The 14,537-nt window shown below is 52.6% G+C and carries 16 protein-coding genes; 4 read left to right on the top strand and 12 right to left on the bottom strand.

Annotated features, from left to right (window positions below; genetic code table 11):
• Positions 1 to 53: 53 nt before the first annotated feature.
• The 5 genes from QLG08_RS10060 to QLG08_RS10040 form a co-directional block, all read right to left on the bottom strand.
• Complete coding sequence (locus QLG08_RS10060) at positions 54 to 629, bottom strand: fimbrial protein (protein WP_013026604.1); 576 nt, start codon at positions 627 to 629, stop codon at positions 54 to 56.
• A gap of 1,023 nt (positions 630 to 1,652) precedes the next feature.
• Positions 1,653 to 2,021 carry a hypothetical protein gene (locus QLG08_RS10055; protein WP_015699796.1) on the bottom strand — a complete coding sequence of 123 codons (369 nt, stop codon included), beginning with the start codon at positions 2,019 to 2,021 and terminating at the stop codon, positions 1,653 to 1,655.
• A gap of 55 nt (positions 2,022 to 2,076) precedes the next feature.
• Positions 2,077 to 2,610: an RES family NAD+ phosphorylase gene (locus QLG08_RS10050; protein ID WP_064352297.1), complete on the bottom strand. Its 534-nt coding sequence runs from the start codon at positions 2,608 to 2,610 to the stop codon at positions 2,077 to 2,079.
• A 321-nt stretch (positions 2,611 to 2,931) separates the two neighbouring features.
• Positions 2,932 to 3,261: an STN domain-containing protein gene (locus QLG08_RS10045; protein ID WP_013026607.1), complete on the bottom strand. Its 330-nt coding sequence runs from the start codon at positions 3,259 to 3,261 to the stop codon at positions 2,932 to 2,934.
• Between the two features lie 380 nt (positions 3,262 to 3,641).
• Positions 3,642 to 3,881 carry a hypothetical protein gene (locus QLG08_RS10040; protein ID WP_013026608.1) on the bottom strand — a complete coding sequence of 80 codons (240 nt, stop codon included), beginning with the start codon at positions 3,879 to 3,881 and terminating at the stop codon, positions 3,642 to 3,644.
• A gap of 265 nt (positions 3,882 to 4,146) precedes the next feature.
• On the opposite strand from QLG08_RS10040, the gene QLG08_RS10035 reads away from it, so the two are divergent.
• Positions 4,147 to 5,367 carry an MFS transporter gene (locus QLG08_RS10035; protein WP_019106041.1) on the top strand — a complete coding sequence of 407 codons (1,221 nt, stop codon included), beginning with the start codon at positions 4,147 to 4,149 and terminating at the stop codon, positions 5,365 to 5,367.
• Positions 5,368 to 5,399: 32 nt separating this feature from the next.
• On the opposite strand, the gene QLG08_RS10030 is transcribed toward QLG08_RS10035, so the two are convergent.
• The 5 genes from QLG08_RS10030 to QLG08_RS10010 all read right to left on the bottom strand — a co-directional run bounded on the left by QLG08_RS10030 (position 5,400) and on the right by QLG08_RS10010 (position 9,346).
• Positions 5,400 to 6,275: an SMP-30/gluconolactonase/LRE family protein gene (locus QLG08_RS10030; protein ID WP_019106042.1), complete on the bottom strand. Its 876-nt coding sequence runs from the start codon at positions 6,273 to 6,275 to the stop codon at positions 5,400 to 5,402.
• A gap of 467 nt (positions 6,276 to 6,742) precedes the next feature.
• On the bottom strand, positions 6,743 to 7,024 hold the full coding sequence (locus QLG08_RS10025) for a lipoprotein (protein ID WP_282472894.1): 282 nt from the start codon (positions 7,022 to 7,024) through the stop codon (positions 6,743 to 6,745).
• A 257-nt stretch (positions 7,025 to 7,281) separates the two neighbouring features.
• Positions 7,282 to 8,091 (bottom strand): hypothetical protein, encoded by an 810-nt coding sequence (locus tag QLG08_RS10020; protein WP_013026612.1) that lies wholly within the window; start codon positions 8,089 to 8,091, stop codon positions 7,282 to 7,284.
• 9 nt (positions 8,092 to 8,100) lie between these two features.
• Positions 8,101 to 8,553, bottom strand: a complete 453-nt coding sequence (locus tag QLG08_RS10015) for a universal stress protein (protein ID WP_014605321.1) — start codon at positions 8,551 to 8,553, stop codon at positions 8,101 to 8,103.
• Positions 8,554 to 8,560: 7 nt separating this feature from the next.
• The gene (locus QLG08_RS10010) at positions 8,561 to 9,346 is read right to left on the bottom strand and encodes an IclR family transcriptional regulator (protein ID WP_013026614.1); all 786 of its coding nucleotides are present in this window, start codon (positions 9,344 to 9,346) and stop codon (positions 8,561 to 8,563) included.
• Between the two features lie 150 nt (positions 9,347 to 9,496).
• Between QLG08_RS10010 and QLG08_RS10005 the strand changes: the two genes are divergently transcribed.
• From QLG08_RS10005 to ypdK, 3 genes are all read left to right on the top strand, one after another.
• Entirely contained in the window at positions 9,497 to 11,098 is a 1,602-nt protein-coding gene (locus QLG08_RS10005; protein WP_019106043.1) for an MFS transporter, read from the top strand.
• A 6-nt stretch (positions 11,099 to 11,104) separates the two neighbouring features.
• On the top strand, positions 11,105 to 12,133 hold the full coding sequence (locus tag QLG08_RS10000) for an HlyD family secretion protein (RefSeq protein ID WP_013026616.1): 1,029 nt from the start codon (positions 11,105 to 11,107) through the stop codon (positions 12,131 to 12,133).
• 198 nt (positions 12,134 to 12,331) lie between these two features.
• Complete coding sequence (gene ypdK / locus QLG08_RS09995) at positions 12,332 to 12,403, top strand: membrane protein YpdK (RefSeq protein ID WP_006120362.1); 72 nt, start codon at positions 12,332 to 12,334, stop codon at positions 12,401 to 12,403.
• Positions 12,404 to 12,453: 50 nt separating this feature from the next.
• Here ypdK and alaC read toward each other — a convergent pair whose 3' ends face one another.
• Complete coding sequence (alaC, locus tag QLG08_RS09990) at positions 12,454 to 13,689, bottom strand: alanine transaminase (RefSeq protein WP_013026618.1); 1,236 nt, start codon at positions 13,687 to 13,689, stop codon at positions 12,454 to 12,456.
• Positions 13,690 to 13,806: 117 nt separating this feature from the next.
• Positions 13,807 to 14,331, bottom strand: a complete 525-nt coding sequence (locus QLG08_RS09985; RefSeq protein ID WP_013026619.1) for a GNAT family N-acetyltransferase — start codon at positions 14,329 to 14,331, stop codon at positions 13,807 to 13,809.
• Positions 14,332 to 14,537 lie beyond the last annotated feature (206 nt).

Here is a 14,537-nt window from a genome sequence, read left to right as displayed (position 1 = left end):
TCCCCTACCCGGTCATGAGCTGACCGGGTAGGGGAAACGTTTGTGATCAGCTCTTAGTCATACGCCAACGTAAAGTCAGCAATCGAGGTAAACTCACCGGATTTAATCGCATTATTGTCGTCCAGTCCCTGCAGATAGGCAGAGAATGCCAACGTATTATTGCCTTCAATTAAGGTACGGGCTTCACTGGAACCGCCAACGGGAATAATTGCGCTGGACGCGTCGGTGATCACCACGCCCGCACCGGATGCGGTGCCCATAATGCCGAACTTATTATTATCTGTGGAGCCATCGGATTTTACTGCAGCCGTTCCACCGAAGGTCACTTTCACCGTTGGCGAGGTGATAACAGTGTTACCATTGCCATCGTCGGTGCTGTTCATGCGGCAGTTTTCCAGATCAATAGTGAAAACTTTTGGGCTGGATGTTCCTTGATCTTCTAGCTGTCGAGCTGAAATCTGGCCCAGTTCAACAGTTTGTTTTTCGCTGTCACTCCCGATGGAACATGCAGCATCAATGATATGACCATGGAAAGTGATTTTTCCCTGTCCCTGATTGGCCGCATGCGCACCTGTTGCGCCCATTCCCAGAGCAAGCATCAAAACCACTGCAACTTTATTAATTTTCATACCTATTTAATCCCGTTAATTGATTAATGCAATAACAAATAAATATCATCAAACAGATCAATATCTATTTAACAAATATTTATACATTTAACAAAAGCATAGAAATTAATTAAAAACACACCTTAAAACTGGCAAAGCCAATTATGCATTGGAGTTTTTGATTTACAAACAAAATAAAGAAATTAAATGTATATACGATCTTTAATACTAATTTAATCTTGCCGCAAAGTAGATAAAACCAGATAAATTTAAACTATAGTTTATTATCTCATTAAAGTGTAAAAATGTAGAATTAAAGATCGAAAAGTAAAATACATCAGAGTTACATATTAAGTGAGACGAATATTCTTAAGGGCATCTGCTTTCTTCTCAAAGTGATAACATTCCCAATATAGATTCGTGCGCGCACAGCACGCGTTCGTTATGATGACGCCCATGTCAAAAAATTATGACTTGATACAAACCACACGGTTAATAATTATTCCGGATAATATTATCCTTTTTCGAAATTATTTCATTGCACCTGACCTCCGCTTGTGAAAAATCCGATCGTTTCCAGCTCCGCCAGCGGCATTTTACCTGCGGATGTGATTTTAAGGCGTACCCTGCGCCGGGCACATTGCATGATGCCGCGGTTGGCGAAAGGCCGGTTTTATGACGACATAGTAAAGCCCCCAAACCACATTGATTCGTTAAAAACATTCATAAATAAAAAAATAGTTTCTGAGGGGCATGTTTACAGTCTGGCAGGAAAATGCCGGTTAAAGCGCGTGACGTGCCGGGCGCAAATATCGGCAGGGATAGCGAGCATAACGTCCATCCTTTCTGTGATTTCCGGACACAGGCTTTAGTAAAGCTAAAGTAGGGTATTTTCGGTTAAAGAGTGGAAAAGCGTATAATTGTGAACGGCGTTATAAATATGAATTATGAAAATAGAAAAGCATTGCTTTTTTAGTTGTTTTTAAGGCAACTGACAGTGAAATCAGATTATCCATTTTGATCAAAACATTAATTTGTCAGGGTTCATCCGCGTTTACAGAGTTGCACCGCCACGCGATCCAGCGCGCGGTCATAACTGGCCCGCTCCGCCGCACTTAAAAACCCCTGGACTTTCACCCACCGGGCACTGTCTTTGCGCACCTGTGCAATGTCCTGCCACAGCGCGCGGGCTTCTGGCTGCGTGAGCTGGCGCGCTTTCCGGGCTTTGCCGATATCGGCCTGTAGGACATCGGCACGCATAACAATGTGCGCCTCACGCACGTCCGTCATGCTGCCAACTGGCGCCGCCATCAGCTGATGCTGCACATTGAGGTCGCATCCCGGATAATCTGGCGCTGTCGCCAGGGCCATTAATGGGAGGAGCGAGCACAGCAGCAGAGAAGCGGTTCTCATGTTATTCACCTGTCTGAAGGGTTTCAGAGGGGAGGTTTCGGCTGCACTGCACCCGTTATAATCCCCATTTGGGGCCATTCTGTGAAAGCGTGATCGTAATGGGTTTGCCGCATACCGCAACGCATGGCGCATTCTCTGTATTCCAGCGGAACAGACAGAGGTGCCAACCCCCGGGAATCATACGGGAACAGTCAATTATCCCATCGGCGCCTAATGCTCTTGCTCTGTCCGCATTTTCCCAGGCGTCCGGCGTTTGTCCTTGCTGCAGCGCGGGACGCCAAGGGCGATTCGATAGCTCGGGGATAATTCCCATTTGCAGACAACGTGCTTTATCCCGCTGATCGACAACCCTGGCCCCCATCACGCGTAGCGGAATGAGCACGCGCGGTAAGCCATCTTCCCGCATGTAACCTGAAACCGCGATTACAGACCATTCAGGCCTGGGGCTCATATATAACGCTGATTGCCCCTGCCGATGATAACGACCAGCACTTTGCGGCCCGGGCGCAGCGAGGACAGCCCGGGCATTCACAGATAACACCGCGCGATAAAACTGGCCCGCAAGGGGCAAAAAAGCGTCAGGGTTCATCGTTCTCACCTTTTAACGTGCCCGTGAGGCATTCAGGCGGGTTAGCCTAAATGCTCTCAACGCTCCGCTGCGGGCCCCAGTGGTGTTTTTTGGCAGAGGGCGGATTGCACCGCTCCTGTGTACCCGGCAAATAAAAGTGACCGTCTGTTGAGCGTGGCGTGCCACCGGGACAGCCCGCCATCCCGCGTTGCCCGTTCTTTCCTGGAAGGCCACTTCCGCCATTGCTGTCCGCTCCGCCATGACCGGCGTAGCAGGCTGACACGGATAAGAGCCACACCATTCCTGTTAGCGCCGCTAAGTTACGCATATTCTTCGCCCTGATTATTCAACGGTGATGGTGTCCGGTTTTTGCGCCACGATGGTAAGTGAGGTGCCTTTAATCGCCTGACTGACCGCTTCCCGAATCGTCATGGTTCCCTGCACAGGATTGACGTGGACAGCGCCGGTTCGTGACAAGTCCGTCTCAATAAAACAGCCAGATGCATGGGCTAACTGCTGTGCCGTTTCGTCAAAGCGTGGGAAATTTATACTGTAAGTCCCTTTGACGTCACATTTACCCAGAGGAATGTGACCATTGGATGAAGGGCTGCATGCCGAAGCGAGGATAGCGAATATCATTACGCCAAGGCACTTGAGGGGGACTGAATTCATAAACCTCTCCGGCAGGGAAAACAGGCATTCATTATTCCCACAACGGTTGGTGCCTGTCAGCAGGGGGAATATGTCTGAGTGTGATCACAGGTCCGCGGGCGTCTTTCATCCGATTCTTTGAACCGCCCCGTCCTGCGTCAGACTCACCAGAGCGCGGGCCGCAGCATCGGGAAGCGCCACAGCGCGAGACAGATCAGAATGTAAAGTGAAACGGCAGCCGGGTCAGGGAAGAGATCACTGGAGGAGATGAGGAGGTCGATGCCATCCCTGGCTTTACCACGATTTTACGGTCAGTTTTCAGGTGTGCTGTACGCGTTACGATTACGCGCTGTGCGTTACGCTGAACCGTACCGGGCGTGGAACCCTTTCCTGTCAGAGCCTCATGCCCATTGTTGCTGCTGATTGACAAGATATTGTGGTTGATTGATCGCCTTGCGCGCAATCCAGTAGAGCAGAACTCGCTCATCGTCGCTGTCACGATCCGCCATTGACAATAATTTTAGCGCCAGCGTAGATTTCGTGACAGGCTGCTGCTCTGTGCTCAATTCGATCACTGCCTGACCGATAATGCAGCAAACTTCATCCTCACTGGTGATGGATTCATATGTCCGGTCTTTCATATTTCCTCCTGTTGAATGGACTTTAAGCCTGGCAAAAAAACACGCAACCTGCCGGTAAAAACCGCTACCTGTAACATTCCCTTACTTCTGTTTACCTGAACTCATCCCATGGTTAGTCTGGTTACGTTTATCGTGCCTGCCATTCATGCCGCTCTCACGGCATTTCATTCCATTCTGCATTCCGTTCATGCTCTTTTCCCTCCCGCGCGTCAGGCATTTGTTTAATCTGGCCGCAGTTTCCAGTTTTCCTGTGGGAGTAAAAATAATGAATGAGCGACAACAGGCTGTTGGTCAGCGTACACGCTGGTTAACCCTTTTCGGCACAGTGATTACCCAGTTTGCGTTGGGATCGGTTTATACCTGGAGTTTGTTTAACGGTCAGCTGTCGCAAAAGCTGGCGGCATCGGTGAGCCAGGTGGCCTTTTCATTTGGATTACTGAGTCTGGGCCTGGCGGTAGCCTCTTCGCTTGCCGGTAAGCTGCAGGAACGTTTTGGTGTCCGTAAGGTGACGATTGGCGCGGGAGTAATGATGGCGCTGGGCTTATGGCTGACTTCACATGCCGATAACCTGGTCATGCTGTACCTGAGCGCAGGCATTCTGCTGGGGCTGGCTGACGGCGCAGGTTACCTGATGACATTGTCTAACTGCGTGAAATGGTTTCCTGAACGCAAAGGGATGATATCCGCCTGCGCGATTGGTGCCTACGGCCTGGGCAGCCTGGGTTTCAAATTTATCTGTGGAGCGCTACTGGCTGAGTTTGGGCTTGAAAAAACCTTTATTCTCTGGGGGTTATTAGCCATGACGATGATAGTTATCGGTGCGCTGATGATGCGCGATGCGCCATTGCAACGTTCGTCAACGGCGCAACATCAGGCAACCCGCAATTATACGCTCGCTGAGTCAGTGCGCCTTCCGCAGTACTGGATGCTGGCGCTAATGTTCCTGACGGCGTGCATGAGCGGGCTTTACGTCATTGGCGTCGCCAAAGATATCGGGGAAGGCCTGGTGCACCTCAGCACTCAGACGGCGGCTAACGCGGTCACCGTCATTGCCGTCGCTAACCTGAGTGGTCGGTTGGTGCTGGGCGTCCTGTCGGACAAAATGGTTCGTATCCGGGTTATTTCCCTGGCCCAGTTGATCGCTCTGACAGGCATGAGCGTATTACTGTTTACGCACATGAACCAGACCACCTTTTTCCTGTCGCTGGCCTGTGTCGCTTTCAGCTTCGGCGGCACGATTACCGTGTTCCCTTCCCTGGTCAGTGACTTTTTCGGCCTGAATAACCTGACGAAAAACTATGGTCTGATTTATTTGGGGTTCGGCATTGGCAGCGTGTTGGGATCGCTGGTTGCCTCACTGTTTGGCGGTTTTACCGTGACGTTCAGCCTTATCATGACGCTATTGGTCATGTCCTTACTGCTGTCGCTCACTATCCGGATGCCGCAGAGTCAGTCCGGGAGCGCGCCGTTGCTGCAACGCCAGTAATTTCAGAGGCCAGGACAGCCTGGCCTCCCTTTTTAGCCGCGAAACAGCGGTTCCGCCATGCCGGCCACGTCCAGCTCAACCGCGAAAATATCTCCCGATTCCGGGTAACGTTCCCGATCTTCTTTACTGAGATTTTCTCGTGAACTGGTGATATACAACGTCTTTAACTCGCTGCCGCCAAAGGCCACCATCGTTGGCCACTTAACCGGCAGCCTGATCTCATCGACGATTTCACCATTCTGAGGATGGATGCGCACAACCCGGCCGCCATCGAAGAGCGCCGACCAGTAAAAACCTTCGCGGTCTACCGCTGCACCATCGGGTAAACCGCCGCTGGCGTCAAAACGTCGAAAAACCTCCCGCTCGCCCGGTTCGCCCTGCGCATCCAACGGATAGCGGTAAAGCACTTCATTGGGCGTATCCGTGTGATACATCCATTGGCGATCGGGGGAGAATGCCACGCCGTTTGAGATCTTGATATCACGCGCTTTCACCTCAAGTTTCAGGTCTGGCGTCACACGGCACAGCAAACCGCCGTTTTTATCCTGCGGCTCCCACAAGCTGCCGCACCAGAAATTGCCCCAGGGATCGACACGTCCGTCATTGAACCGGCTTTTCTCCGCGATACCGGGATTATCAGCCACTTTTTTCTGTGGTTTGCCCTGCTCATCCAGCAGCCACACGCCACCGCGCAGCGCGGCGATGATACCGCCCTGTTCACGCAAGCCTATGCACCCTACCTCCTCCTGCTGAGGAAAGGTCGTCAGTTCGCCACTAAGGGGATCAAAACGATGAATCGCCGGTGCCAGGATATCAACGCACCACAATACCTGCTCCTTTACCGACCAAAGCGGGCATTCCCCTAACTCCGCCTGAAGTGGCAGAATATTTTTTACCTTGTGAGCCATGTTTGCCTCCCTTTATAGACCTGCTAATAATGTAGCTCCGATTTCCCCAACCGGGACAACGCTTTTCTTACTTGTTTTTAAGACAGGTCTTACGCATATTAGCGCTTATTCATCCTGTTCTGATTGGAATAGTCAGATTCTTTATCCGCCACCGCCCATTTTGAAATATAAAGAAATAATTATCGAAGTAACTCTACACTGGCTACATGTTTACTCCACTATTTCAGCGTAATATTTTAAGCATCGAAAAAGTGGAGATGTCGTATGAAAGCATTAAGTACCACGGTCCTGTCCACAGTATCAGCGGGTTATTTTATCAGCGGGTCAAAAATGATATCAGGGCAGGATAGCGACAGGCGGAGACAGGAAAGAATGTCCGCCAGATATGAAAAAAACTGAAGGGCAAAGATTTCACACAGCATAATATAAAAAAGAAGGTGGGATTCAATCCCACCTCGTTTTATCCGTTAACTTTTCACCGCGTAATTACACTGATACCAGGTTTTCTTCAGGCCTGGTATTGTGCTGTCCTGAGCAGGCAGATTTTCTACCTTATCAAAACCCTTATCCATGCAGTATTTCGCCACATCAATTTCCATGGCATCGCGATTAACTTTTGACGGATCGAAACGGTACTGTATCGTATTTGAGGAGGTGTCTTCATCGACCCGCTCAAACGCCCCGGGTTTGCTGGCGGTACAGCCGCTCAGCAAAATAAGTGCCAGTGCACCAATAAGTGTTTTTTTCATTTTTCCCTCACATTTTGACGCAGTGTAAGGTGCTGCAAAATGCGTATCTATAGGAATAGTACGCGACTGTCGCGTATTTACGAAGTTTTACCAATTGATTCAATACGGGTAAACAGTTGGCATAATGTGCCATTAAACTGCGAAACTGCATCTAACGAGAAACAGTCAAAGCACAACACCAGGTATGACTCTACTAATAAAAAGCCTCACTAAAAAAAGCCTCTCAATTTAGCCCGCGTTAAGCGGGTTTTTTTTGCTTATCCCTCACCGGAAAGCGCAATCATTCTACGAAGCAGATTCGCGGCCTGCTTGTCCGGGAGTGCGAGAATTGCACTGTAGAGATCGATGGACATGGCACACATTGAAGAGCGGTCCACTGCCGTGTCTGCTGGCATATTGAGCTGCTGCAGCTTATCGCCCCATTTCTGGTATAGGCGATCAACAATATTCTTCAAATCATCCTGAGCCTGATCGCGATCCATCGGCTGTTCTTCCGCCAGGCTGTTAAGCAGCAAATATTCCGTGGCTTCCGCCTCTTTTTGGTTCAGCGCGGCCGGCAGCGTTTTTGCCAGATTTACGCCGCCCTTTACCTGCGGATAGAGAAACTGAAAACAGAGGCCGGGATCGCGTTTATTTAGCGCCTGCATTTCTTCGACAGAAACGCCAATGTAATTAACGATGGCATGGTTTGACGCGCGCATCAGACGCTGATTAATCACATCCGTCAGCCAGCCTCTCAGCTCGCCAACGGCCTGAATCATGGGTTCCCCTTCACGCAGTTTGTGGGCGAGTTCGCGTGTCAGTAATTGCCACAGGGCCGGTTCCTGAGTACGCAATACCCGATAGACCGTTGCCTGCGCCATATAGTCCGCAGCCCGTTCGTAGCGTTTTTCCTGCTGTTGCTGAGGCAAAATCCACTTGAACAATAAAATATTCGACAGGATGAGCGGCAGGATAAACAGGACGATGCCCTGCCAGACGCGCAACCGGGTCGTTCTGACCAACATAAAAATGATAATCGCCAGCAGCACAAAGGCCACCAGCGTAATTAAAAGCAGGGAAGTCATACTACGTTGTTAATCCTTACGCACATCAATCAGTACCGGGCAATGCGCGCGTTCAACAACGGCCGCACTCACAGATCCTTTCAATAAACGGTTAAAGGGAGACAAATGGCGTCGCCCCATAATAATCATGCTGGCGTTTAACTGTTGCGACTGCGCCACAATCGTGTCCGCCGCTTCGCCGGCCAGTATCATGCCCCGCGCCTTGATTCCAGCCTGCAATAAGGGGGCCAGCGCATGGCGCACCACCATTTCAGCGGTGTTCTGTTCATCCTGAGCAGCGACAAAATCCGCCGGATCTTCACCTGCATCAATATCGATAGGCTGGCTGCAGGATGAATAAGCGGGATCGATGCAGCATAACACCATCACTTCTGCACGATGTGCCAGCGCTTCTTCAATCGTCAGGGAAATCACTTTCTTCGCAACGGGGGTGTTATCAATAGCCATTAAGACTGTTTTCATAGGGACGTTATCCTTCAACAGCGGCGATTTTGCCAATTTCGCGAATCAGCGCCTGTTTACATTGCAGCATTTCCTCACGATAACGTGCCTCGTGTTTCTTAAAACGTGCCGTAGGCACCAGTAAGGACACCGCAAAGCGGCCAAAGATCGTATCCAGCGCGAAAGCCATGGTTGAAACGCCTTCAAGCGTTTCACCGCGATCGTAGGAAATACTGGTTTTACGCACCTCGTGAATCATCTGCAAAAGCGCCGCCAGCGTTTTAACCGTTTTATCGGTCAGTTCGCGCCAGTCATCGCCTACCCTCGCCTGCACGTCGGCATCGCTTTCCAGCGCCAGCAATGCTCTGCCGCCTGAGGTGCTGTAAAGCGGCAGATCCAGTCCGATGCGCGGCACCACGCGCAGCTCGCGTGACGCCACAACATAATGCACAACCGCCAGCTGTGAGCCGCTTGCGCGGGCCAGCGATACGGTTTCATTGGTATCGGCAGAGAGTTTTTCCAGTAGGGGTTTCACTAAATCCACCACATCCGTGTTGACGCTGGACAGCAGTTTCAGCAAAGCCGGCCCCAGGCGCAGCCCACCCGCCCCGCTGCTTCGCACCAGCTCTGCGCTATCCAGCGCCGCCACGATACGTTGTACGGTGGAACGCGGCAGATCGACCACCTGCGCAATCTCGCCCAGGCTCATGCCACCGGGATGTTCGCCTAAGGCATTAAGAATTTTTGCCGCCCGGGCAATCACCTGAATGCCGCCCGTTTTTTCATCCTCGCGGCTGGATGATTGATGAGTCATAGCGTCGTCCTTTTTGAGCTGACTTACTGTAACCCGAAAAGCGCACGTTTTACAGCATGTACCGCATTGCAATACAGCATATTGCCATGTAATATCGCCGCGCTGTATCGCATTGCAATACATCGAACCATAATAATGAGAGCGCCTGCTATGACAACCCGGCCCGGCAATGCGCCGACGCTGCATCCCTTTACCCTGCGACTGGCATTAGGCCTGCTTGGCGTCTGGATCGCCGCACTAACGTCAGGTCTTAACGATCGGGTCAGTGATATCGCCCTGGCCGATATTCGTGCCGCGCTGGGCATCGGCTACGACCAGGGTAGCTGGATTATTTCTGTTTATCAGGCCGCCGAAGTCGCCGCCATGATGATTGCGCCGTGGTTTGCTGTGACGTTTTCCCTGCGCCGTTTTTCGCTGATCATGTCCGCCGGTTTTTTATTATCCGGCGTGCTGCTGCCGCTGATGACGAACCCTGCTCTGTTTATTGCCTTGCGCGTCGTGCAGGGCCTGTTTGGCGGCGCGCTTCCCCCGATGCTGATGACCGTCGCGCTGCGATTTTTGCCCCCTCCGATTAAGCTTTATGGCCTGGGCGCCTATGCGCTTACCGCCACGTTTGGCCCGAACATGGCCGCCTCGCTGGCGGCCTTTTGGACAGATGAAGTCAGCTGGATGTTTGTGTTCTGGCAGGTCGTGCCCGGCATGCTGATTGCCCTCGTATTGATGGCCTGGGGATTACCTCAGGATCCCCTGCGCACCGAACGGTTTCAGCAGATCGACCTGTTTGGCATGCTTACCGGCTGTAGCGGCATGGCGCTGGTCGTTCTGGTGCTCACGCAAGGCGAACGGCTCGACTGGCTGGATTCGCAGCTCATTGCGGCCATGCTTCTTGCGGCGTTGCCGCTACTGATTGTGTTTTTGATTAACGAGTGGTTTCATCCGCTGCCGCTGTTTAAGTTGCAGATGCTGAGGCGGCGTAATTTGATGCACGGCTTGCTGGTACTGGCGGGCGTACTCATTGTGTCACTGTCCGGCTCGGCGCTGCCCTCAACCTATTTTGCTCAGGTTGAGGGGTTCCGTATTGCCCAGTTTGCGCCGCTGGCCTTAACCATCGGCTTACCGCAGCTGATTATCGCGCCCTTTATCGCCGCCCTGCTGAATATTCGCTGGATCGACTGTCGCTGGGTGCTGTCGCTCGGCCTGGGGTTGCTTATCGCCGCTTGTCTGCTCGGCATGCAGATCACCACCGGCTGGGCGAGAGACAACTTTTGGCTGATTCAGGCCTTACAGGCCGCGGGCCAACCGATGGTCATTTTGCCGGTCCTGATGAGCGCCACCAGCGTCGTTGCCCCGCCGGAAGGCCCGTTCGCCTCGGCGATGTTTAATACCGTCCGGGGATTCTCCAGCATCGCCGCCTCAACCCTGGTGTCATGGTTCGTCAGCCATCGTGAGCAGTTTCACTCCAGCATCCTGATTAATCAGGCGGCCAGCAGACCCTGGCTGATGACGGCCCCCGACAGCGGCCAGGCCAGTGGCCGCTATCCGCTTCTGCCAGACGGCAGCGCAAGCTCTGTTGAAAACCTGCGCGCTTTCGCCACCCAGGTCAAGCACCAGGCGCTGGTGCTCGGCCTGAGTGATACCTGGCTGCTGCTGATCGGTTTTGCGCTACTGCTGCTGCTGATCACTGCTCTGCTACCCAAACGGGTCTGGCCGCCACAAACCTTGATCCACTCTGCAACCTCCACGTCGGGATAACTGAATATGCGTGCTTTAGTAATGAGAAAAAACCTGCTGCTTTCACTGCTGCTGCTGGTTTTACTGGCGATGGCGCTGGCTGTCTGGGCGGTCATGACCCGTAACGATCATCGTACTAATGATGCCTGGGTGAATGCTGATTACACCATCGTCGCGCCAAAAGTGTCCGGCTATGTCGCCCATATCGACGTGAAGGATAACCAGCAGGTGGCGGCGGGCGAACGCTTAGCCACGCTGGACGATCGCGATTATCGCGTGGCGCTTGAAAGCGCCGAAGCTGATTTGCAGGTCAGTGAAGCCAAACTGTTGAGCAGCCAGGCACAGCTGGAGCAACAGCAGTCAGTTATTGCGCAGCAAAAGGCCAGCGTCGCGGCCAGCCAGGCCACGGCTCAGTATGCCGGTCAGAGTGCTGAACGTTATAACCGCCTTTATAAAAGCGGTACGGTGGCCGCAGACGAGCAGCAAAAAGCCAGTTCTGCACAGCGTTCGGCCACGGCCACGGTGCGCCAGAGCGAAGCGGCGCTGGCTGCCGCCATTAAGCAGGTTGGCGTATTGCAGGCGGCCGTCAGGTCGTCACAGGCCGATGTCGCCGCGGCGAAAGCCAACGTCGATCAGGCACGTCTGAATCTTTCCTACACCCGTATTGTGGCGCCGGTGGCAGGCATGGTGGGACAGCGTACGGTGCGGCTGGGGGCCTGGGTTTCCGCTGGCACGCGTCTGCTGGCGGTTGTACCGCTGCAGCAAACCTATATCACAGCCAACTATCTGGAAACGCAGTTGAAAGATGTTCGCCCCGGGCAACCCGTGCGCATCAAAGTGGATGCGTTACCCGATCAGGTCTTTACCGGCCATGTTGACAGCATTGCACCCGCGACGGGCGCGACATTCTCGGCGATTTCTCCCGACAATGCGACCGGCAACTACACTAAGATCGTTCAGCGCTTGCCGGTGAAAATTGTGCTGGATAAAGGGCAGCCGAATCTGGCCCAGTTACGTGTCGGGATGTCCGCCGTTCCGGAAATTAACACTCAGTAAAAAATGTGAACAAACTCTCAGAACCAAACTATTTCTTTTCGGTCTGAATACGCGTAGATTAGCCCCGATCCTGTACTGAGTTATTCAGTTCGTCCGGGAAACCGTTGACCGTTGACCTGAACGGCGGCCTTATCCCTTCTGTCCGCGTTGCGCTGGATCGGGATCGCCAATATCGTAACCGCTCAGAGGAGTTCGTGTGTGAAATATGCATTGATGGGAATTTCTTTCTTCGTACTGCTTTGGGTCGGCACCTTTGTGCTGATGCTGTAGTTTTTGCAAGCAGTCCGTAGGGGGCGACAGACGGTCGCCCCAGTGGCGTACTATATTTGTTCTTCCATGCTTTTCACGCTGCCTGGCAGAATGCCGTCAGCACGAAACATCGCTTTAATCCCTCTTACTGCCTGACGAATACGATCGCTGTTTTCAATCAGCGCAAAGCGGACATGCGTGTCACCGTAATCACCAAATCCCACGCCTGGCGAGACGCAGACTTTCGCCTCCTGCAGCATATGCTTGGCAAATTCCAGTGAACCGAGATGAGCGTAGTGGTCAGGTATTTTTGCCCACACGTACATAGAGGCTTTAGGGATATCAACCATCCAGCCCGCTTCGTGGAGCCCTTTTACCAGCACATCGCGACGGCGTTTATATTGCTCGGCAATATCACGCACGCATTGCTGATCGCCTTCCAGCGCCGCAATCGCCGCCACCTGCAAGGGCGTAAAAGTCCCGTAATCGTGATAGCTCTTGATACGTGCCAGCGCAGCGACCAGTTCTTTGTTCCCGACCATAAAGCCAATGCGCCAGCCTGCCATGTTGTAGCTTTTAGACAGGGTAAAGAATTCGACTGCCACATCGCGTGCACCCGGCACCTGCATGATAGAAGGCGCTTTCCAGCCGTCATAAACGATATCGGCATAAGCCAGATCGTGGATCACCAGGACGTTATACTGCTTCGCCAGCGCAATCACGCGTTCGAAAAAGTCCAGTTCAACGCATTGAGACGTCGGATTCGAGGGAAAGCCCAGTACCATCATCTTAGGTTTAGGATAGCTTTCCCGGATGGCACGCTCCAGCTCATTGAAAAAATCAATGCCTTCCACCAGCGGTACAGAACGCACCTGGGCACCGGCGATCACTGCGCCGTAGATATGAATAGGATAACTGGGGTTAGGCACCAGCACCGTGTCGCCGTGATCGAGCGTTGCCAGCATCAGGTGGGCCAGGCCTTCTTTGGAGCCAATCGTGACGATAGCTTCAGATTCCGGATCGATATCAACCTGATAACGCTCTTCATACCAGCGTGAAATCGCGCGGCGCAGACGAGGAATTCCCCGCGACGTCGAGTAACCGTGCGTATCTTCGCGTTGTGCCACCTGGCACAGTTTTTCTACGATATGAGGCGGCGTCGCCCCATCAGGATTGCCCATTGAAAGATCAATGATGTCTTCACCGCGCCGACGCGCAGCCATCTTCAGTTCAGCGGTGATGTTAAATACGTAAGGCGGCAGGCGTTCAATGCGTGAGAAACGACGGGTTGTGCTGTTATCAGCCATGATATCCTCTGGAAAACGTTAGCGCCCGGACCGTCCGAGCGACGCTGGTCACTGCGGTGACCACAACAAGAACATAACGTGCCAATAACAACTTTGTCGATAGGAGCAGAAAATTTTTTATATTTGCGGATGGAGCCGCTCAAGCAGCCAGTCATTCACCCAGCGGTCATTTAACAGATAATTATGTTGTAGTGTGCGCTGAAGCGTGAAGCCATTTTTTTCCAGAATTCGACGTGATGCCCAGTTCCCCTCTACCACCATCGCCTTGAGTTTGAGGAAATCAGCATCAAACAAACACTCACACAGTGCCTCCAGGGCTTCACTGCCAAAGCCCTGGCCACAGTGGCGATGCAGCAGCATGTAGCCGATCTCGGCCTGGCGGGCAGGCTGCCACTCCGGCGTGCAGCCCAGTAGGCCAATGGCCTCTCCGCTATCGCGCCGCCTGACGACCAGACACAACATGTGAAAACTGCCCACCTGCCAGGGTGCCAGACGTTGGGTGAAACGTTCGCGGATATCATCTTCGTCGGGAATGTCACTCACCCACTTCATCGTATCGCGATCTTCATGCACAGCCCTGAACAGTTGCCAGTCTTCAGGACGTAATGTCGTTAGCGTCAAACGTGAAGTCATTACCTGCATACTCTACTCCCGAGCGAGGGCTTAAACGAGGATAACGGCGCGAATCACCTTGTCAGGCGTCCGCGTCCTGCCCCAAATTCAGCGAGGACTAACTTGTTCCCCTTTAATGCACTCAACATTTCCGCTTTTCCCTGTTTTAGATAAATTGATCTAAAACATGAACAGCCGCGCTGACCGTCAGGCATGCTGGCGCATCATCATCACAT

This window comes from Pantoea sp. V106_11, from assembly GCF_029967885.1.
In the GTDB taxonomy this organism is placed as follows: domain Bacteria; phylum Pseudomonadota; class Gammaproteobacteria; order Enterobacterales; family Enterobacteriaceae; genus Pantoea; species Pantoea ananatis.
The sequence above is the reverse complement of the archived record's forward strand: the minus strand, read 5'-3'. Positions and strand labels throughout refer to the sequence as shown.